The sequence below is a fragment of the Synechococcus sp. CCAP 1479/10 genome, assembly GCF_019038515.1.
Classification (GTDB): domain Bacteria; phylum Cyanobacteriota; class Cyanobacteriia; order PCC-6307; family Cyanobiaceae; genus Cyanobium.
Map to the genome: position 1 here is coordinate 31,277 of NZ_JAFKRJ010000004.1, position 20,010 is coordinate 51,286.

Here is a 20,010-nt window from a genome sequence, read left to right on the forward strand (position 1 = left end):
TCCAGCATGCTGGCGGCGATGGCCACCTCCGCTCCCCCGACCGGTGCAGCCCTTCCGCCCGGAGCAGCCCAGTCTCGCCGGCCGGTGGCGGCCCTGCGCCGCCGTTGGAGTGGCCTCAGCGACCGGGGCCAGGTGGGTGCCTGTCTGGTGGCGATGGGCGGGGCCCTCGGGCTCTGGGTGCTGCTCTGGCCCGTGCCCACCGAGGTGATGGGGCAGGGGGTGCTGATCTACCCCGACACCGCCGGCCTGCTCGATGCCCGCGCCGGCGGGCAGGTGCGGCGCCTGCGGGTGGCTGTGGGGCAGGAGGTGCGCAAGGGGCAGGTGCTGATGGAGCTGTACCTGCCGGTGCTCGACCGCCAGCTGCAGCAGCAGCGCGGCAACCTCGCCCAGCTGGAGCGCGACAACCGCGACCTCGACAGGCGCGATGCCCTGCGGCTCTCCAGCGAGCGACTCAGCGTCGACACCGCCCTGGCCAAGCTGGCCCAGGATCGGCGCCGCTATCAGGAGCTGGCGGCCACCTATGCAGAAAAGGTGCGCAACCTGCGCTGGCTGAGCAAGCGGGAGGTGGTGGCGCCCCTGGCCTCCGAGGTGGTGGCGGCTGAGCAGGGGCTGACCAGCACCAGCGTCAGTCTTGATGCGGTGAGGATCCAGGAGAAGGACCTGCTGACCCGCTACGAGCAGGTGCGGCTGGACATCCAGACCCAGGCGCTGCGTCGCCGCTACCAGATCGACGACATGCGCCGTCAGATCCGGGTCACCGAGGCCCGTCTGGCTTTCGACGGCCAGGTGCTCGCCGACCGGGACGGCACCGTGCTGGATCTGCAGGTGATCCAGGGCCAGACGGTCGCCACCGGCCAGCGCCTTGGCACCCTGGGCCGGGCCGGGGGCGGCGCTGCCGGGGGGCCGCGGCTGCAGGCCGTGGCCTACTTCGCCCCGGCCGATGCCCGCCGACTGCCGGCCGGCCTGCCGGTGGAGGTGGTGCCCCTCTGGGACCAGCGGGGCCGGTTCGGCGGGATCGTCGGCAAGGTGGTCCAGGTGCTGGCCCTGCCGGCCACGGAGGAGGACATCTCCACCACCATCGGCAACCCCCAGCTGGCCCGGGACCTGCTCAAGCACGGACCGGTGATGCGCACAGAGATCGCCCTGGAGAGGGACCCCGGCAGCCGGGACGGCTACCGCTGGACCCTCTCCGGCGGCAGTGGGGTGTTCCCTGTGCGGGAGGGCCTGACGATCGCCGCCCATGCCTACGTGGAGTGGCGCACCCCGATCACCTACGTGATTCCGGGCCTGCGTTCCCTCACGGGCGGCTACCGCAGCCTGCGCATCGATCGGCTCTGGGACCGTCCGTCCCTGCGTCAGAGTGGGTCTCCGCCATGAGTGATCGTCGCTGGTGGCAGATCCGCAATCCCCTGCTGCGTCAGGAGCTTCCCTGGCTGGTCAGCGAGGTGGTGCTGCTGGTGGTGCTGTGCAATGCCAACCCACCGGAACTGTGGTTCTGGCTGGTGGTGCTGCTGGTGATCCTGGGTTACAGGATCGAGCGCTGGTATGCTTCACGGCCGGAATGATCTTTTCGCCTGGGTATTTCGCCCGACCAGTGATGATCTGCTGCTCATAAAATGTAGTAGCGGATAAACTTTCTCCTCAATTCCTGAAGCATTGTTTCCTGTGAGGCCGACAATGGAAGCCATGCATACCAGCTCCGTGTTGGAACAGAAAACGCTGAGAACGCCGAGAATGCTGAGACCGCGGAGTCGGCCGGCGTGGTTTCTGCTCGGCATGGTCGCCCTGGCCGTGATGGCCATGCTGACGAGTTGTTTCGGGCCGTCAGCAGCGCCCCTGAGAATCGGCGCCAACCTTTGGACGGGATACGAAACCCTCTTTCTGGCGAGAGATCTGGGAGAACTCAAAGGCAAGCCCATCAGACTGATCGATTTTCCATCCGGGACCGAGGAAGTCCGGGCCTACCGCAACGATGAGATCGACGGAGCCGGCCTGTCGATTGATCAGGTGATCACCTTGGCTGCCACCCAGGGGGACATCAGGATCATTGCCGTTATGGACTATTCCAACGGTGGTGATGTGATCCTCGCCAGGCCTGGCCTGACAGAGATGCGAGACCTGAAGGGAAAGCGCATCGGCGTGGAGTCCACCGCCCTGGGAGCTTTCTTTCTCGCCAGGGCCCTGGAGTTCAATGGCATGACCCCCCAGGATGTCAAGGTGGTGTCGTTGGAGTTGAGTGATCACGAAGCCGCCTACAAGGCTGGCAGGGTCGATGCGGTGGTGACCTTCGGCCCGGCTCGGACCAATCTGCTGAAGGCGGGAGCCATCCAATTGTTCGACAGCAGCCTGATCCCGGGCGAAATTGTGGATACGCTTGCTGCCAGCACCCGGGCGATCACCGACAACTCCGAGAATCTGCAGGCCCTCGTGGCGGCAAGATTCAAGGCCTTGGATTATTTTCAACGGAATCCCGCCGATGCCGCCCGGCGCATGGCCAGGCGCACCCAGGTGAAGCCGGAGGAGATGCTGGAGGCTTTCCGTCTCATCCAGCAGCCATCCCTTGAAGAGAATGTGGCGTTGCTGAGTCAGCGGGATCCAGCCCTGATGGTCTCTATGACAAACCTGATCCAGGTCATGCATGAAAACGGGCTGATCACGAAAAAGATCGACCCAGCCAGTCTCCTGGATCCACAGTTTGTCGAACGTGTAAGGGCTGGACGTTAGGTGGTCGCTGGCGTCATGACGCGTTTCCCTCCACCACTTCGCTTCACGATCCCGGCGCTGATCGTCGCCAGTGGCTTTTCCTTGGGTGCCATCAAGTTTGCCCTGGAAGTTCAAGATGTGAATCGTCGAACCGAGCAAAGCGCCACCATTTATCTGAAGTCTTCGGTCTCCCAAGCGGTTCGGATGGTTGACTATCTTTATCGAACAGTCGATGAAGGTGATCAAGTCGTTGCATTGATCAGCCAGCTGGGAACGAACCCAGGCTATCGGAGCGTGATTCTGTTCAATGACAAGAACGTCGTGCTCCGTGCCAATGACTACGGCTTGGTGGGCCAACCCGTGGGGGCGACCAACGCCGCGCCATTGGCGCCCATCTTTTCCGAGACCCGACGTACGCTTCGGGGAGAGGTCCGCCTGTCCAGGGACCGCCTTCATCTGTCGGCCGTTTATCCCATTCTGCTCAAACCCCTGGCGAATGAACTGAAGCCGTCTCGCGTCGGAATCTTCTACGTTGATTACAGCCTGAAAGAGGCGAAAAGCAGCGCCTTCCGTGAAGCATTCAGCCGAACGCTGGCCTTCAATGTTCTCCTGGTTGTTCTCGGAATCTGCGTATGGCTCTTTTTTCAGTACGCGCTGACCAGCCGGATCAGGAAGCTGATCGATGCCAGCCATGCCCTGGGGGAAGGGGACCTGGCGGTGAGAAGCGGTTTGGGTGGCTCCGATGAACTGGCAGGGATATCCGAGGCGTTTGATCAGATGGCGGAGAAAATGGAGCAGAATGCCGTGCACTTGCAACGGCAGGTGCAACGAGAACTGATCCTGCGTGAGATCACCGAGCGGATTCTGACGTTTCTTGAGCTCAAGCGCATCTTTCAGGTGGCGGTTAATGAAATGCTTCCCTATCTCGCGGTTGACCGGGTAGCCATCTACCGCTTTGATCAGGAGTTCCAGTGTCATCGGGGTGCCTTCATTGCCGAGGCTGTTCATCCAGAGACGGAATCGTTGTTATCTGTTTCCATTGAGGATACATGTTTTGACGATGCCTTGGTGGCGCGCTATCTCAAGGGCGGAAACCAGGTCATTGACGACGTGGCGACAGCTGACCTGGAGCCCTGCTACCGAGAGCTGCTTCTTGGCTTGAAGATTCAATCCAATCTGGTGGTTCCCTTGATCTGCGGTTCCCGTCTATGGGGGCTGCTCTGTATGCATCACTCCAAGCGGCCTCGTCACTGGACCGAAGAAGATGTCCAGGTCGTGAATCATGTCGCGAGCCAACTGAGTATCGCCATCCAGCAGGCTGATCTGTTCACCAAGCTGGAAGACGAATTGCAGGAGAAGAAGCTTGCTGAAGAACGCCTGATCACGGTGAATGAGGAGCTGGCCTCCACCAATGATCAGCTGGCCCGCTCCACGCGCCTGAAGGATGAGTTCCTGGCCAACATGAGCCATGAGCTGCGAACCCCGCTGAATGGGATCCTCGGCATGGCCGAATCGCTGCAGGACCATATCTATGGTGAGGTTTCCACGATCCAACGCAAGGCATTGGAAGAGATCGAACGCAGTGGTAACCATCTGCTGGAGTTGATCAACGATATTCTTGACATCACCAAAATCGAAGCCGGCAAGCTTGAGGTCCACCTCCATCCTGCCTCGATCACGCTGCTCTGCCACTCCTGTATCTCCACCATTCAGAGAATGGCGGAGGCCAAGTCGATCCTGCTTTCCTCAGAGATTGAACCTGATCTGCCTGTCGTCCTGCTGGATGAGCGGCTGCTCCGACAGGTTCTCATCAATCTCCTGAGCAATGCCGTCAAGTTCACTCCCGAGGCAGGAACCGTTCGCCTTGAGGTCAGGCTGGTCCGTTCCCCACAGGCTTCATCGGGCCAGGCCACGCTTGAGCTCTGCGTGATCGATTCGGGAATCGGCATCGACCCCGAGGATCAGAACAAGATCTTCCAGCCATTCGTGCAGATCGAGAGTGGTCTGAATCGCCAGTTCACAGGCTCAGGCCTTGGCCTCTCGATCGTGAAGCGAATCCTCCTGGCGCATGGTGGTGACATCGGTGTGCAATCGAGCCTGGGGACGGGTACACGCTTCGATGTTCATCTTCCCGTCACGCTCGTCCCTGCGACAGCCACGGATGGTTCTGTTCCCGAAACGGGGCAGACTGACACGGACGAACCCGATTCCCGCGCCCCAATTGATCGGCCTTCAATCTTGCTGGCCGAGGACAGCAGGGTCAACCGCATGATCTATTCCCGCTATCTCACCGCTAAGGGATACCAGGTGCATGAGGTGGTCAATGGCCAGGAAGCGATTGATTTCCTGCGGGAGCGTGTTCCGAGTCTGTTGATTCTCGATATGTCGATGCCGATCGTGGACGGCTTCACTGTCCTGCGCATGATTCGCTCCAGTGACAGGCCAGAGCTCGTGGCATTGCCCATCGTCGTGCTGACGGCCTTGGCCATGAAAGGTGATCGGGAAAAGTGCCTGGCTGCCGGTGCCAGCGAGTATCTGGCCAAGCCAGTGAAACTCCAACAGCTGGATCAGACGATCAGGAAAATCCTGGAGACGGCTGGCCAGAAATGTTGAAATGTTGGTGCATGATCGCCGATCAAGCGACCGCCATCCAATCGGTTACTGCCCCGGACGGGAGGATCAGCCGGTACGTTTCTGAAGTTTGCTGTTGAAACCGGCCAAGGCGCGGTCGGCCTCTGAGACTACGGGGTCGGTTGGTTCGCGATCGTCCAGGTAGTGGTTTCGCAGCTTCTTGATCTCCTCCATCAAGGCCTCTCCATCGGCCAGCAGCTCGACAATCGTTTCATGCCGCTCCGGCTGATAGGCCGTGATACCGAAAGAGAACGCGATGGGATACCCATTGTTCGTCAGTCCGTGGGCCTGGCTGAGGGCCTTCTTGATGCGATCGACAACGATCTCTGCCTGTTCCCGGGTCGCGTTGATCAGCAGGACCACAAACTCATCACCCCCCATTCTGGCCACCACATCGGAGTCTCGGCAGACATCCTTGATCCGATCTGCCAGGTTGATCAGCACGTCATCGCCCGCTTGACGCCCATGGAGCTGATTGAAGCTCTGGAAATCGTCCAGGTCGAGATAGAGAAGCGAAACAGGCGTTGCCTGGCGTGTGCAGAGTTGCAGACTCTGCTGGGCGAGGGCAAGGAAGCCGCGGCGGTTCTCAAGGCCGGTGAGCTGATCCCTGATGGCAAGAAGCGTGGAGGCGATCTCCTGTTCCACCACTTTCGCCAGATCCTTCAGGATCTCGATCTGATCCTCATCAAGGGTTCGGGGCACCTGATCGACGATGCAGAGCGTTCCGATCTTGCGATTGTCCACCGTCAGAGGACAGCCGGCATAGAAGCGGACATGGGGCTCGCCCAGGACCAGAGGATTGTCGTGGAAGCGTTCATCTCCAAGGGCATCGGGGACGATGAACGCGTCGGAACCGAGGATCGCATGGCCGCAGAAGGAAACGGTTCTGGGGGTTTCTGAAACTTCGAAACCCACACAGGACTTGAACCATTGCCTGTTTTCATCCAGGAGGCTGACCATTGAGATCGGCACGTTGAAGATGTGCCTTGCCAACCGGGTGAGGCGGTCGAAGTGGGGGTCGTCCTGTGCCGAGTCCAGCAGGCGGAGCGACCGGAGCTTGGCGAGACGAAGGTGTTCGTCGTCTGGGGTCTCGGGTGGTTTCAAACGATCCCTCTCTGGGTCATGACGGGTCGACAGGACAAGCATCGGAACGAGCAAGTGATGGGTGAACTCCCGATTTCAGGGAGCCGTGGTGGACACCGCCATCCTGAGTAGGGGATTCCATCCGTTGCGGGAATCAATCCGTTAGGGGCTGGGATTGCCGATTGTTAACCGTGAGTATTCATCGGACAGATTAGCGTGATTTTCCTGTCCCTTCCGGCCGTTGTTCCTTAGCGCCGACTTCAGCGCTGCTGTCATTGAAGGAAAGGATGGACGGCAAGCTTTCAGTCGTCTTTCAGTTTCCTTGCGCCGCTGGCTGCGTGGGCCTCCAGCCAGCGTTCCAGCTGTACTTCGTTCCAGGTGTCCTCGCTGACCCAGCGACCGATCGGCGCCGCCAGGGCGGCCACCAGCAACAAGAGCGGTACCAGGGCGACCGTACCGGCGATCTGGGCCACGAACAGCGCGCAGAACAGAGGCGTGCGGCAGGCGCCGCTGAACAGGGCTGTCGCTGCGGTCCACACCAGCAGCTGACGTTCCAGGGGCGGCAGGTCCCCGATCAGGGGCCCGGCCAGCAGCGCTCCCAGTGACATCGCGTCGTGCATCACACCGCCAGGGGCGCCGATGGCGATGCTCAGTACCGAGGCGAGCAGCCTCCAGGGGAGGATCTCCAGCCCCGGGCGATCCTCCCCGTAGGCCATGCGCAGGATCAGCAGCTGTCCGTCGTTGAGGCTCCACCCTTCGCTGGCGACCGCCGCCAGGCTGATCACCAAGGCGGCCACCAGAGCGCCCATCAGCGGCCTGGAGACGGCCGCCCCCCGCGCCTCTGCAGGCGTTGAGAGCCACTGGCCCCAGCGCTTGGCCATCCAGGCGGTGGCGGCGCTGAAGACTCCCCCCAGCCATCCCGCCCCGAAGGTGAGCAGCAGGGCCGGTGCGATCAGGTGGGGGCCACCGCCCACCAGCAGACTGATGCCGGCGTGGTGGGCCGGGGCCGCTTCGGCCGTGCTCTGCCACAGGCCCGTCGCAGCTCCGACCACGACCCCCAGCCCCGTGGTCAGCAGGGTGCCGTTGATCAGCGCCGCCGAGCGCCGCCGGCAGAGCTCCTCGACGGCATAGGTGACTCCCAGCAGGACGGAGTTGAAGGCGATGCCCAGGCCGGCCCCGGCGCCGGTCGCCAGCAGCACCGGCAGTGGCAGACGCTTCAGGGGGCCCACCTTCTCCCGCAGCGCCAGCAGCAGGCTCGCCCCCAGGGAGGCGGAGGGGGACTCCAGCCCCACCGTCAGGCCGGCGCCGTGGGTGAGCAGCAGCAGCGGCAGCCGGGCCAGCTGGCGCCTGAGATCCAGGGAGGCGAGGGCTGCGCTGCGGGCGGGGCCCTGCTGCACCTGCTCCAGCTGCAGGGCCAGCACCCCGGTGAGCCCGCCCCCCCGGCCGCCCTTCAGGGGGCCGTTCGCCAGCAGGGTCAGCAGCACCGTGCCGGCGAACACCAGCAGCAGGCTGCCGCCGGGGATGCCCCCATCCCCGCCCAGGGGCCAGGCCTGCTGGAGGCGGAAGCCGAGGGCCGAGAGCCACTGGTAGGGCTGCAGCAGCAGCAGCAGCGGCAGCGACACCAGCAGCAGGGCAACCACCTGGCCCAGGCGCAGACTGCCGTCACGACGGGCATCGGCGGCATCGATCGCTTCCGCTGGAATCGTCATGGGGTCCATTCGAGGCGCGCCGGAACCGCCGCATCGGGGTCCGTCGGCATGGGCAGCAGTTCGCGCAGCAGCTGGGCGTAGGTGATGTTCACGTTCACGGTGGCATCCAGGCGCTGGACCAGGCTGGCGATCAGCCGTTCCTGGGTGTTGGAGAGATCCAGCTCGCTGCTCAGCCCCGCCTGGTAGCGCAGGCGGGCGTCCCGGAAGGCCTCCAGGCTCGCCGCCACGCCTCGCCTGGCGGCCACCAGCCGCGCCAGGCTGGCCTCGTGGCCCAGGAAGGCCTGCTCGATCCGCAGCCGGATGTCGTTGCGCTGGGCGGCGTACTGCTGGGCCACCGCCGCACCCCGTCGGGCCAGGGCCCGGGCCTGGCCCCGGGTGGTGCCGGCGTCGAACAGCAGCCAGCTCACCGCCAGGCCCACCGACCAGTCGGTGCCGTAGGTGTTGAGGGAGGTGGCCACCGTGGTGCCGCAGCAGCCTCCGTCGGCGATGCGCACGTTCCAGTTGTTGGCGTTGCTGGCCCCGGCCCCGGCGCTGGCGAACAGCGACAGCTTCGGCAGCAGCTCGGCAGCGACCGCATCCTTCTGGCGCAGCAGCGCCTCGCGGGTGGCCAGCAGGGCTTCCAGTTCCGGGTTGTCCCGGAAGGAGGCCAGCAGGCTGGCCTCCAGGTCGAGGGGCCAGCGCGGCTGCAGGCGGATCGGGTCGCTGGCGGTGGGGGTCAGCTGGGGCGGCAGGTTGAGCAGGGCCGCCAGCCGCCGGCGGGCGACCGCCCGTTCCGCCAGGGCCGCGATCAGCTGCTCCTGGCCGTCCGCTTCGATCGCCTGCCGCCGCAGCACGTCGAGCCTGGGCACCAGCCCGGCCTGCTTGAGATCCAGGCTGTCCTGCAGGATCAGCAGGTCGTTGCGCACGACGGCCTCGCGGATGCGCACCAGCTGGTCGGCCCGCTGCAGCTGGTAATAGCTCTCGCTCAGGGCCAGTTGCAGCCGCCGCAGGGCATCGGCGTAGTCCAGACGGCTGCCGCGCAGTCGCGCCAGGGCGGCCCGCGCCTTCGGTGTGCGGGCCAGATCCAGGAGTTCGTAGCGCAGCTCAAGGCCGCCGCTCACCCCGTTGGCGTTGTTGTTGAGGGAGCCCCTGCCGCCGGGGGGGATGAAGAAAGGGTTGCTGGGGGCGAACAGGCTCCCGGTGCCGGTGGGGGAGAAGAAGCTGGTGCTCGCCTGGTCGGTGCCGCCGGCCGCGTAGGCGGAGATCCGGGGCCAGTAGGTGCCCATCTGGCTCTGCAGCTCGGCCAGGGCCGCCGCCACCGCTTCGCGACGGGCCTGCAGGCCCGGACTGTTGGCGAAGCCGATCGCCAGCGACTGCTCCAGGCTCAGGGCCTGAAGCTGGCCCGGACGGAGATCGCCGGCCTCCGGCAGCGCCAGGGGCGGCAGGGGAACGCTGTCCTGCGGTGGCCCGGGAACCGCGCTGGCTTCCGCCGGCCCCAGCAGCGCCTCCGGCAGCGCCGGCCTGGCGGACCCGTCACCGTGGTGGGGTGCCGCCTCGGCGGGCAGCAGCTCCTCGAGGGCACGGATCTGGCGATCCAGCTCGTTCCAGCGGCGCTCGAGACGTCGCACGTCGCCGGCGCTGGCCGCCGGCAGGGGTTGGCCCGCGACGGGCCCCGTTCCAAGGCCGAGACCGAGCACCATCCCGGGCACCATCCCCGCGAGGATCCACCTGGCCAGGGGCCGCCCCGTTCCGCTGCCCCCCATGGCCTCCCGTTCCCCCCATCCGGCGCCCAGTTTGCTCGACATCGGCCTCCCCGGCTCCTAGAAGCTGAAACCCAGCTGCAGGCCCGCCGCGAACAGGCCTGGCACGCGGCCGGCACCACCGGGATTGAGGATCCACTGGAGGCTGGGCTGCAGGTTGAAGGACTGGTTGAAACGGATCTGATACCCCAGCTCCACCACGCCTTCGTGGCTCAGGCCGGGCTGGGTGATCGGACTGAAGCCGGTGCGGGCGACGCCAAGGATCAGCAGGTCAAGGGGACGGCCGGGCAGCACCCCCTGGCTCACCAGACCGCCGCCGATGTAGCTGGGCGTGGGATTGGCGGCGGTGTCGAAGCCCGCGGCGGTGGCGGCCCAGAGCCGGTGGTCGAGGCCCCAGGGCAGGGCCACGGGCACGGTGGCGCTGCCGTACAGGCCCCGGTTCGGCCCGGTCCCGGCATAGGCCGCCAGCTGCAGCAGTCCGCCGGGAAGCTGGCGCTCCACCTGGACCGGCTGGGGGCAGGTTCGGCCCTGGATCCTGATGCCGTTGCCCTCGCGGCAGGCGGCGATCGGGGCCCCCAGCCGGCGGTTGAGCCAGGGGGCCGCGTAGCTCCACTGCAGCTGGTGGGTCCAGCCCCGGCCGGGGGGAAGGCCGCTGGCGGTTCCCAGGAGCCTGGCGACCTCGTCGGTGGCGGCCAGGTTGAAGCTGGCCAGCCGCAGGGTGGTGGCCGGGGTCGGCCGCAGCACCAGCAGGGCGCCCGGCGCCGCCACGGGAAAGACGGGGAAGTTCGGAATCGTGAACACCACCGGCGCCCCGTTGAGGGCGTCGTGGACGTAGAAGCCTTCGATCGGGGTGCTGAACAGGTCCGGGGCCATGCCCACCAGCCCCGCCTCCAGGCTCCAGCGACCGTCGTCGGAGCGGCGCTCCAGGCTGGCGCGGGTGGGCCAGAACCCCACCGGGTTGGCCACCTCCTGCAGGGGCAGCGCCGCCCCCAGCCTCTCGGCATAGGTGGGGTCGCCGTTGTAGGCGGCGATGGCCAGATGCATCGCCCATCGCTTCCATTCCCCTGACGCCACGTCGCCGGCGGGGGCTCGCAGGGTGAGGGCCAGGGTCGTCTGCTGGATCCAGTTCGCCTCCCTCACCAGACCGCCGACGGGATTGGCCATCGGTTCGGCCAGGATCTCCAGATCCAGATCGACCCAGGCCGGCAGACCCAGGGTCTGCTGGAGGGTGCCCCAGCCCGGCTCGAGCCGGACCAGGGGCGGCTCCGGTGGCGGTGGCTCAGCCTCAGGCTCGGGGGCGAGTGGCTGGGCGTTGCCGGATCCGGCAGCGGCCAGCAGCAGCAGCGCCTGCGCCAGCGCCCGGCGGCACCCGGGGGCCTGCGGTGGGGACGGGCGCGCTGCAGCCATGGCGTCAGCCGCTGGCCTCCCCCAGGGCCCGCCAGCTGTGCTCCGCCTGCTCGATGCTGCGCAGGGCCTGGCCGCAGAGCATCAGCCGGCTGGCATTGCGCTGCAGCAGGGGCAGATCGAAACGGTCCAGGTCCGGATCGTGGAGCGAGCGCTCCAGGTCCCGCCAGCGGGCCGGAGGTGTCATGGCCTTGGCGGGTGGCGCTGGCCGATGGCGGTGGGGCACCTCGAGGCAGTGGCGCCACTGCTCCAGGCGCCCGGCCACGGAGCGCAGCAGTTCGGCCTGGGCGCCGTGGAGTCCCTCCAGGGGCCCCCGATCCGCAGGGGTGTGCTCAAGCAGCCGCAGTCCTTCGACCACGCCGACCAGCTGGGAGCCGGCCCCGTTGAGGAGCTGGAACAGCCGGAACGTGGCATGGCTGGTGGGGTTGTTGCCGAGCTCATCGGCCACCGCCGGCATGGCCTGGCGCAGCGCCACCAGCTGGCGCCGCAGCCCCTGGGCCGTCTCCAGCTCAAGCTGCCGGGCGGCCACCAGGGCCCCCGGCGGCGCCGGGACGGCCGGCGCCTCGAGGCGGTCGGCCTGGGCGGTGAGGGCCCCGCCGAGCTCGGCCAGGAAGCGCCGCAGCCGCTGCCGGTTGCCCTCCACCGCCAGGTCGGGCCAGAAGAGCCGCAGGCACAGCAGGGCCACCAGGATGCCGGCCGCGGTCCAGAACAGCCGCACCGGGACCCACATCCCCAGTTCACCGTCGTGGACCAGCCAGCCCATCACGATGATGTTGCTGCCCACCTTGTACCCCACCTCCAGCCCCAGCGCCCCCCCCAGCAGCCGCATCGCCACCAGGGACAGGCTCAGCCCCAGGGGCAGGGGCAGGTGACTGAGGCCGGTGAAGGAGACCACCAGCACCACCCCCCCCACCAGCGACCCCAGCAGCCGCTGGCGCCCCAGGCCGATGGAACCCCCATAGGTGCCGGTGCAGACCACCAGCACGGCCATCGGCGCGTAGAAGCCGTAGGCCAAGGGGGCCAGGGACCCCAGCCCGTTCATCAGCCCGGCCGTCAGGGCCAGACGCAGCTCGGAGCGGCGGATCAGCATCGGGCCACCAGGCTCAGGGTGCGCAGGCTGGCCAGCAGCGGATGCTGCTCCTCGGCCAGGGCCAGCAGCGGCAGCAGCGGCAGGGAGCGGCGCCGGGCCAGGGTCTGCCAGGGCCCAGGGTCCGGGGCCAGGACCGGAAGGGTCTCCCCCCGAAGCAGGGCGGTCATGCGTGCCATGCCGGCCTGCAGGGGATCGCCGTGCTCCGCGTCCTGGCCCAGCCGGTCGGGGAGGCCCCCCAGCAGGCGCTCCCACTGCACCCAGTGGTGCTGGACCGCGCCCCACAGCTGCAGACGCTGCGACCAGTGCTGCCGCTGCAGGCGCAGGCCGTGGGGGCCGCGGCGCTCCTGGGCGAGCAGCTGTTCCATCGCCACCAGGTCGTGGCTGAGCCTGGCCGGGGGCAGGGGCTGGGGCCGCTCGCCACGGCCCTCAAGCCAGCTCCGCTGCTGCTCCAGCTGGGCGGCATAGCCCTGGCGCAGCCCGGCCTCCAGACGCATCAGCCGGTCGCATCCCCGCCGGGGCCAGAAGAGCAGGCCCACCACGATGGCGATCACGCAGCCGACGGCCGTGTCCAGGGTGCGGTTGAACACGTAGTCCCAGTTCAGGGCCACATGGCTGGGGATCATCAGGAACATCAGGCTGACCAGCGTTGCGGTCCCGGCGGCTGACTGCCACCCCAGCCAGCGCAGCAGGGGCAGCATCAGCAGCAGCGACACCAGCACCCCCGGCCAGCCGGACAGCACGGTGTGGACCAGGAAGGTGACCAACCCTCCGGTGATGGTGCCGAAAACCCGCACCCTGGCGGCCTGGAGGCTGAGGTCATCCCCGTCCTCCATGACCGTGACCACGGCCAGCATCGGGTACCAGACGTAGGCGATCCGCTCGAACCAGAGCGACAGGGCGGCGGTGAGGAAGGCGGCCACCCCGAGCCTCAGGCTGTTGCGAAGCAGGGCGGACCGCACGGACCTCGTGGCGCTGGGCTGGCAGGAGCCTATGGAGGCCCATGGTCCATGGCCGTTGGCCGATGCGCCATGGTTGAACACCCCTCACCGTGCCGCGGACAGCCATGGTCCTCTCGCTGAGCCCGGATCTCGAGGCCCTGCTGCGGCTGGGGATGGCGGTGCTCTGTGGATTGGCGGTGGGTCTCAACCGGGCGCACCACGGCAGCCGCGCCCACCCCAACCGCCTGCGGGTTCATGTGCTGGTGGGGATGAGTGCCTGTCTGATGGTCCTGGCGGCCGGGCCCGATGCCCAGGCCCGCAGCCGCGTGATCCAGGGGGTGGCGGCGGGCATCGGCTTTCTGGGGGCCGGCGAGATCCTGGTGCCTCCGGTGCGCTCGAAGCACGGCGTTCCGGAGGTGCGGGGCCTGAGCAGTGCCGCCTCGATCTGGTTCACGGCGGCCCTGGGGGTCACGGTGGCCGTCTCCAGCCCGGTGCCGGTGCTGATGGCCCTCGGCCTGGCCCTGATCACCCTCTCCGACCGTGACGGCCACCCGCCCGACGGGGGCAGCGACGAAGTTCCGCCTCCGGCGGAAGAGGTCAGAAAAGGAAACGGTGGCGGCCGTTCGTAGCGTTGGCCTGGCCCTCGTTGCCGGCCTCCAGGGGGTCGTTCTCCGGAGCCGGCCAGACGGCGTCCCAGTAGCTGATGCCGTCCTTGTAGAAGGGGCGGCCGTCCAGCCGCTCGGTGTCGAGCTGGGTGCTGCCCATGGCCGTGATCAGGCCCCCGAGCTCCATGGGTCCGAGGTCGGTCTTGAGGTCCTTGCGGGCGGCCATCATCAGGGCCGGCAGCCGCACGAGGTACTCGGGCCGGGTGAGTTTGCGGAACAGGGACTTCAGGGCCAGCTGCTGGCGGTCCATGCGCCCCAGGTCGCCGGTCTCGTCATGGCGGAAGCGAAGGAAACCCTCCAGATCCTTGCCGCGCAGGGTCTGCACCCCGGGTTGCAGATCGATGGACAGCCCCTGGCTGCGGTCGACGTAGAGCATCCGCTTGGGAACGTCCACCTCGATGCCCCCGAGCACATCGGCCATCTGGCGGATCGAGGAGAGGTTGACGACCAGGTGGTGCTGGATGGGGCGGCCGAGGCGCTGGGAGATCTCCCGCTTCACCGCCTCGATGCCGCCCAGGCTGTAGAGGGCGTTGATCTTGACCGGGCCGAAACTCTCGGCCTCGATGTAGGTGTCGCGGGGGATCTGGGTGATGCTGGTGCGCTTGCCGTCGATGCGCAGGGTGGCGATCACATCGGTGTTGCCGCCGCCCACGTCGGTGCCCAGAATCAGGACGTCCTGACCGTCCATGCCGCCGCTCCAGGCGGCGAAGGGATTGGTCAGCGCCGGGTTGCCCCCGGCGGTGGCCCGGGCCGAGATCAGCTGGGCCAGGGGTCCGGCCAGCAGCAGGCCCGCCCCCAGGCCGCAGACCATGGCCAGAAGCACGGGGGTGCGCCGGCGGGACGCCCTTGGCTTGGCTGCCTTCCTGGCCTTGGCCTCGGTGCTGGGTTGAGAAATCTTCATTGAATCCAAGCTAAGCCCAGTGAGCTCAGCGCAGGGCCTCCTCCGGCCTCAGCCCCGTCTGCACCCGCCAGAGCGCCGCATAGGCGCCGTTTCTGGCCAGCAGCTCGTCGTGCCCGCCGCTCTCGACGATGCGCCCCTGTTCCATCACCACGATGCGGTCGGCGTGGCGCACCGTGCTGAGGCGGTGGGCGATCACCAGGGTGGTGCGGGAGGCCGTGATCCGATCGAGGGACCGCTGGATCGCCGCCTCGGTTTCATTGTCGACGGCGGCGGTGGCCTCATCCAGCACCAGCACCGGGGGATCCTTGAGGATCGCCCTGGCCAGGGCGATGCGCTGGCGCTGGCCCCCGGACAGGCGCAGGCCCCGTTCCCCCACCAGGGTGTCGTACCCCTGGGGCAGGGCCTCGATGAAGCCCGCCGCCTCGGCCAGGCCGGCTGCCCGTTCGATGGCCGCGCGGGTGGCGGCGAAGGTGCCGTAGGCGATGTTCTCGGCCACGGTGCCGTGGAACAGGAACACCTCCTGACTCACCAGGCCGATGGCCCGGCGCAGGTCCTGCAGGGACAGCTGCTCGATCGCCAGGCCGTCGAGCAGGATCCGCCCGCCCTGGATGGGGTAAAGCCGCAGCAGCAGCTTGACGATCGTGCTCTTGCCGGAGCCCGTGGCCCCCACGATCCCCACGGTGGCGCCGGCGGGAACCTCCAGATCGAAGGCTTCGAGAAGCCGCTCCCGGCCGCTGTAGGCGAAGTCGACCCGCTCGAAGCGGATCTGGCCGCGGACGTCGGCGATGGGGAGCGGCAGGTTGCCGCTGGGGATGGCGACGGGGGTGTCCAGCAGGTCCATCACCCGGTGGGTGGAGGCCATGGCGCGCTGGTAGTCGTCGAGGGTGCGGCCCAGGGTGGTGAGCGGCCACAGCAGCCGCTGGGTGATGAAGACCAGGAACGAGTAGGTGCCGATGGCGATGGCGCCGCTCCAGGCCTGCAGTCCGCCGATCACGAGGATGGCGATGAAGGCGAAGAGGATCGCGAACCGGATCAGGGGGATGAAGGCGGCCGACAGCCGGATGGCGCGGCCGTTGCTGGCCCTGTAGGCCTGGCTCTGGGCGATCAGCCGCTGCTTCTCCCACGCCTCTGCGGCGTAGCTCTTGATGGTGAGCATGCCGCCCAGGTTGTTGCTGAGGGTGCTGGCCAGGTCCCCGGCCCGCTCGCGCACCTCCCGGTAACGGGGGGCCAGGCGCCGCTGGAAGCGGAGCGAGCCCCAGAGGATCACCGGGATCGGCAGGAAGGAGACGCCGGCCACCGTGGGGGAGAGGACCACCATGGCCCCGCCCACCGCCAGAACGGTGGTGATCAGCTGCAGGATGTCATTGGCGCCCTGGTCGAGGAAGCGCTCCAGCTGATTGATGTCGTCGTTGAGGACCGTGAGCAGACGCCCGCTGCTGCCGGCTTCGAAGAAGCCCATCTCCAGATGCTGGAGGTGGTCGTAGGCCTCGATGCGCAGCTCATGCTGCACCGTCTGGGCGAGGCGCCGCCAGAGCAGGGCGTAGAGGTATTCGAACAGGGACTCGGCGCTCCAGATCAGGAACGAGAGCACCGCCAGCACCCCCAGCTGGCCCGGCACCGTGGTGAAGCCGAGACCGGCCAGCCAGGAGGTGCGCTGCTGGACCACCACATCGACCGCCAGACCGATGAGGACGGGGGGCGCGAGGTCGAAGAGCTTGTTGAGAACCGAGCAGGCGGCCGCCAGGACGACGAGCCTGCGATGGGGCCGCAGGCTGCGCAGCAGGCGTTTCAGCCCTGCCGCTGTCGGGGCTGGCCCCGTGGGGCCATCAACGGCCCTGGCCGCCGCCGGACTCACCAGCGATTGCCGCCGCCGCCACCGCCGCCGTAACCACCGCCACCGCCACCGCCGTAGCCGCCGCCACCACCGGAGCGGCCACCGCCGCCACCGGGGCGACCACCGCCACCGCCGTAGCCGCCGCCGCCGGAGCGACCGCCGCCACCGCCGCCGCCACCCTCACGGGGCGTGGCCTTGTTGACACGGATCATGCGACCCATCCATTCGACGTCCTGGAGGTCGTCGATGGCCTTCTGCTCGGACGCATCGTCGGCGAGTTCGATGAAGGCGAAACCGCGCTTGCGGCCGGTCTCACGGTCGAGGGGCAGGCTGCACTGACGGACCTCGCCGTACTGGCCGAAGAGATCGAGAAGGTCCTCGCGTTCGGCCTGGAACGAGAGGTTGCCGACGTAGATGGTCATTCAATGAAAAAGCTGGAACGGATTCCTCCGGTGTCGGGAATCCCAGGGAAAGCAGGCGGTCGGCATGGAGCTGGAATCGGACCCAGGGTCGGGTCCGGTTCCGTTGGGCCCGAGCCGTCGATGCGTGCCGAAGGGAGCCAGAGCGGCATGGAATTCCCGGAAGCCTACAACCGTGACCCGGGCCTCCATGGCGAAGTTTGAAGCAGATGCGAAGGAAAACAAAAAAATCTCCCCACCCCCGCCGGCGACGCTCCATTGTCAGCAAACCCTGATCCAGTTGATCCCATGAAAGCCGCCCCTGTGCCCTGGAGCCTCACCTGGCGTGAGGATGGAGAGCTCGGTTCCCAGGATCTGTTCGACCTGCTGCAGGTCCTGGTGGCGAGCGAAAGTCACGAGGTGCAGATGACCCTGATCGCCGCCGTGGAGCAGCTCGCGGTGAGCGAGCTCCAGGTGACGGGCTGTAAGCAGGTCACCCGGCTCTGCGCCTGATGGTCTGCCCAGGCGCCTGATCGGGCTTCAGATCGGATAGCGCTTCGAGGTGGCGTCCCGGCAGCTGCTGCGAGCCGAGGCGATGCTGCTGCCGCTGGAGATGCGATCGGCCACGCAGTCGCAGGCGAAGCTGGCCATCCCGTCCGGGGCCTTTTTCCCGGACTGGGCCAGCTCCGTCTCGAAGGCGGAGAGGCAGATGGAGCGCACCACCTCGAGGATGGGGCCGGAGGCCGCCTCAGCCCGGCGCTCCAGCGGCCCGAAGGCCGCCAGAGCTACCACGCCGAGGATCAGCCCGGCCAGGCCCGGCAGGCGCCGGGAGCGGAGGGAAGCCAAAGGGGGCCGCTGCTGGGTAGGCATGGGGGACTGGCGTGAGGAGCGCCGCTGAGGGGATGTCAGGAGCCCAGCCGGGAGATCTGAAGTTCCTTGTTCATCACCCGCAGCCGACGCAGGTCGGCGAAGACGTCGTCGGGCATGCCCTTGGGCAGGTCGACGGTGCTGTGGGCATCGAAGATGCGGATCTTTCCGATCGATCGTCCGGCCAGGCCGGACTCGTTGGCGATGGCGCCGACAATGTTGCCGGGCTTGACCCGATCCCGCCAGCCCACCTCGATGCGGAACCGTTCCATGTTGTCCTCGGGCCCGTCCTCGCCGCGTTCCTGGTGACGGTCGTTGAAGGGGCGGCGTTCACCGCCCCGATCCCGCTCACCCCGGTCACGGTCGCGGTCCCGGGTGGGGGCGCCGGCACGGCCCTGGCCCCAGCGCTCCTCGCCCTGCAGCAGCAGGGGTTTGCCACCCAGTCCGAGCTCCAGGGCGGCCAGGGCCAGTTGCTCGGGGGTGCAGGCCTGTTCCTGGGCCACCCGCTGCAGGATCTCGCCCAGCAGGGCCCTTTCCTCGGGATTGCAGGCGGGCTGCTGGAGGACGGTGGTGAGTTTCTGGCGCAGCCGGTCGAGGCGGTGCTGGTTGATGCTGGCGTTGCCCGGCACCTCCATCGGTTCGATGGGCTGGTTCACGGCCCGCTCCAGACCCCCGAGGAAGCGCCGCTCCCGAGGCGTGAGGAACAGGATCGCCTCACCGCTGCGCCCGGCGCGGCCGGTGCGGCCGATGCGATGCACGTAGGCCTCCCCGTCGAAGGGGATGTCGTAGTTGATGACCAGGCCGATACGGTCGACGTCGAGGCCCCGGGCGGCCACGTCCGTGGCCACGAGCACATTGACCCGGCCATCCCGCAGACGCTCGATCGTGCGCTCCCGCTGGGTCTGGGGAACGTCGCCGTTGAGCACCGCCACGTCGTAGCCGTGCTGCTCGAGGGACTCGGCCACGGTGAGGGTGATGGCCTTGGTGCGGGCGAAGATGATCACCCCTTCGCTGCCCTCGGCTTCCAGCACCCGTTCGAGGGCCTCGAGCTTCTGGGGGCCGTTGACCACCAGGTGCCGCTGGCGGATGCGGCGACCGTCGGCGGCCTTCTGGCGGATGGTGACCTCCGCCGGGTTCTTCAGATGGTTCTGGGAGATCCGCCGGATCTCCGGGGGCATGGTGGCGGAGAACAGCACCACCTGACGCTCGGCGGGAAGCTGCTCGAGCACCCACTTGACGTCGTCGATGAAGCCCATGCGCAGCATTTCATCGGCCTCGTCCAGCACCAGGCTGCGCAGCCCGGAGAGGTCGAGGGTGCCCTGGCGCATGTGGTCCATCACCCGCCCGGGGGTGCCCACGACGATCTGGACGCCCCGGCGCAGTTGCTGGATCTGGTCGCGGAAGTCGGCGCCGCCGTAGACGGGCAGCACCTTGACGCCCTTCATGCACGCCGCGTAGCTGTTGAAGGCCTCCGCCACCTGCATCGCCAGTTCGCGGGTGGGGGTGAGCACGAGCACCTGGGGGGTGCGCTGGCCGGGATCGAGGCGCTCCAGCAGGGGCAGGCCGAAGGCGGCCGTCTTGCCGGTGCCGGTCTGGGCCTGGCCCACCAGGTCGCGGCCGAGCATCAGCTCGGGGATGGCGGCCTTCTGGATCGGCGAGGGCTCCTCGAAGCCGATGGCCGCCAGGCCATCCAGCAGCTCCCGGCGCAGGCCGAAGGCGGCGAAGGCGCTGACAGGAGCTTCCGTTTCGGTTGCTGCCGTTTCAGCGGGGGCCGCTTCGGTAGCTGAAGTTTCAGCGGCGGCCGTTTCGGTAGCGGCGTCATCGGCAGGGATGACGACCAGGGGAAGGGCGGATTCCGGCGCTTCGGGGAAATCGATGTCGGTGGCAATCCCCAGGGAGATGGGGGACGAGACCGTCTGGGCCTCGCAGGGCTGCGCGAGGGCCGCCTGGGAATCGACAGCACCGACGAGGGTGCTGCCGTCAATGATCTGGGTCACGGGATGCGGGAGCCTGGTGAATCCTTTTCAACGCAGGCCGGCAGCGGACCG

The 20,010-nt window shown here is 67.6% G+C and carries 17 protein-coding genes; 6 read left to right on the forward strand and 11 right to left on the reverse strand.

What is annotated here, in order from left to right:
* The first annotated feature begins 18 nt into the window (after window positions 1-18).
* From KUG39_RS01205 to KUG39_RS01220, 4 genes are all read left to right on the forward strand, one after another.
* Complete coding sequence (locus KUG39_RS01205) at window positions 19-1,377, forward strand: NHLP bacteriocin system secretion protein (RefSeq protein WP_502988626.1); 1,359 nt, start codon at window positions 19-21, stop codon at window positions 1,375-1,377.
* Entirely contained in the window at window positions 1,374-1,565 is a 192-nt protein-coding gene (locus KUG39_RS01210) for a hypothetical protein (protein WP_094584122.1), read from the forward strand. The genes KUG39_RS01205 and KUG39_RS01210 overlap by 4 nt, the downstream gene beginning before the upstream one ends.
* Window positions 1,566-1,776: 211 nt before the next feature.
* Window positions 1,777-2,724, forward strand: coding sequence for an ABC transporter substrate-binding protein (locus tag KUG39_RS01215; protein ID WP_286192837.1), 948 nt, complete (start codon window positions 1,777-1,779; stop codon window positions 2,722-2,724).
* Window positions 2,725-2,739: 15 nt separating this feature from the next.
* Complete coding sequence (locus KUG39_RS01220; RefSeq protein WP_216912216.1) at window positions 2,740-5,316, forward strand: ATP-binding protein; 2,577 nt, start codon at window positions 2,740-2,742, stop codon at window positions 5,314-5,316.
* Between the two features lie 66 nt (window positions 5,317-5,382).
* On the opposite strand, the gene KUG39_RS01225 is transcribed toward KUG39_RS01220, so the two are convergent.
* From KUG39_RS01225 to KUG39_RS01250, 6 genes are all read right to left on the reverse strand, one after another.
* Entirely contained in the window at window positions 5,383-6,480 is a 1,098-nt protein-coding gene (locus tag KUG39_RS01225; RefSeq protein ID WP_286192838.1) for a GGDEF domain-containing protein, read from the reverse strand.
* A 239-nt stretch (window positions 6,481-6,719) separates the two neighbouring features.
* A complete protein-coding gene (locus KUG39_RS01230) occupies window positions 6,720-8,126 on the reverse strand; it encodes a chloride channel protein (protein ID WP_190609761.1) in 1,407 nt (468 codons plus the stop codon).
* On the reverse strand, window positions 8,123-9,910 hold the full coding sequence (locus KUG39_RS01235; protein WP_216912218.1) for a TolC family protein: 1,788 nt from the start codon (window positions 9,908-9,910) through the stop codon (window positions 8,123-8,125). The genes KUG39_RS01230 and KUG39_RS01235 overlap by 4 nt, the downstream gene beginning before the upstream one ends.
* Before the next feature lie 15 nt (window positions 9,911-9,925).
* Entirely contained in the window at window positions 9,926-11,272 is a 1,347-nt protein-coding gene (locus tag KUG39_RS01240) for a carbohydrate porin (RefSeq protein WP_216912220.1), read from the reverse strand.
* Window positions 11,273-11,276: 4 nt separating this feature from the next.
* On the reverse strand, window positions 11,277-12,359 hold the full coding sequence (locus KUG39_RS01245; RefSeq protein ID WP_216912222.1) for an FUSC family protein: 1,083 nt from the start codon (window positions 12,357-12,359) through the stop codon (window positions 11,277-11,279).
* Window positions 12,353-13,318 (reverse strand): FUSC family protein, encoded by a 966-nt coding sequence (locus KUG39_RS01250; protein ID WP_216912224.1) that lies wholly within the window; start codon window positions 13,316-13,318, stop codon window positions 12,353-12,355. Before KUG39_RS01250 ends, KUG39_RS01245 begins: the two co-directional genes overlap by 7 nt.
* Window positions 13,319-13,422: 104 nt before the next feature.
* Between KUG39_RS01250 and KUG39_RS01255 the strand changes: the two genes are divergently transcribed.
* A complete protein-coding gene (locus tag KUG39_RS01255) occupies window positions 13,423-13,926 on the forward strand; it encodes an MgtC/SapB family protein (RefSeq protein ID WP_216912226.1) in 504 nt (167 codons plus the stop codon).
* Here the strand turns inward: KUG39_RS01255 and KUG39_RS01260 are convergent.
* Genes KUG39_RS01260 through rbp form a run of 3 tightly spaced genes read right to left on the reverse strand, consistent with a single transcriptional unit; the run spans window position 13,895 to window position 17,119 of the window.
* A complete protein-coding gene (locus KUG39_RS01260; RefSeq protein ID WP_502707661.1) occupies window positions 13,895-14,863 on the reverse strand; it encodes an LCP family protein in 969 nt (322 codons plus the stop codon). The genes KUG39_RS01255 and KUG39_RS01260 overlap by 32 nt on opposite strands.
* Window positions 14,864-14,888: 25 nt before the next feature.
* A complete protein-coding gene (locus KUG39_RS01265) occupies window positions 14,889-16,718 on the reverse strand; it encodes an ABC transporter ATP-binding protein (RefSeq protein WP_353617307.1) in 1,830 nt (609 codons plus the stop codon).
* Window positions 16,715-17,119 (reverse strand): RNA-binding regulator, encoded by a 405-nt coding sequence (gene rbp / locus KUG39_RS01270; RefSeq protein ID WP_216912227.1) that lies wholly within the window; start codon window positions 17,117-17,119, stop codon window positions 16,715-16,717. The genes KUG39_RS01265 and rbp overlap by 4 nt, the downstream gene beginning before the upstream one ends.
* A gap of 285 nt (window positions 17,120-17,404) precedes the next feature.
* On the opposite strand from rbp, the gene KUG39_RS01275 reads away from it, so the two are divergent.
* Window positions 17,405-17,608 (forward strand): DUF8633 family putative protein, encoded by a 204-nt coding sequence (locus KUG39_RS01275; protein ID WP_216912229.1) that lies wholly within the window; start codon window positions 17,405-17,407, stop codon window positions 17,606-17,608.
* 27 nt (window positions 17,609-17,635) lie between these two features.
* On the opposite strand, the gene KUG39_RS01280 is transcribed toward KUG39_RS01275, so the two are convergent.
* Window positions 17,636-17,941: a hypothetical protein gene (locus KUG39_RS01280; RefSeq protein ID WP_094584135.1), complete on the reverse strand. Its 306-nt coding sequence runs from the start codon at window positions 17,939-17,941 to the stop codon at window positions 17,636-17,638.
* A 59-nt stretch (window positions 17,942-18,000) separates the two neighbouring features.
* Window positions 18,001-19,959, reverse strand: coding sequence for a DEAD/DEAH box helicase (locus KUG39_RS01285; RefSeq protein WP_216912231.1), 1,959 nt, complete (start codon window positions 19,957-19,959; stop codon window positions 18,001-18,003).
* Window positions 19,960-20,010: the final 51 nt, after the last annotated feature.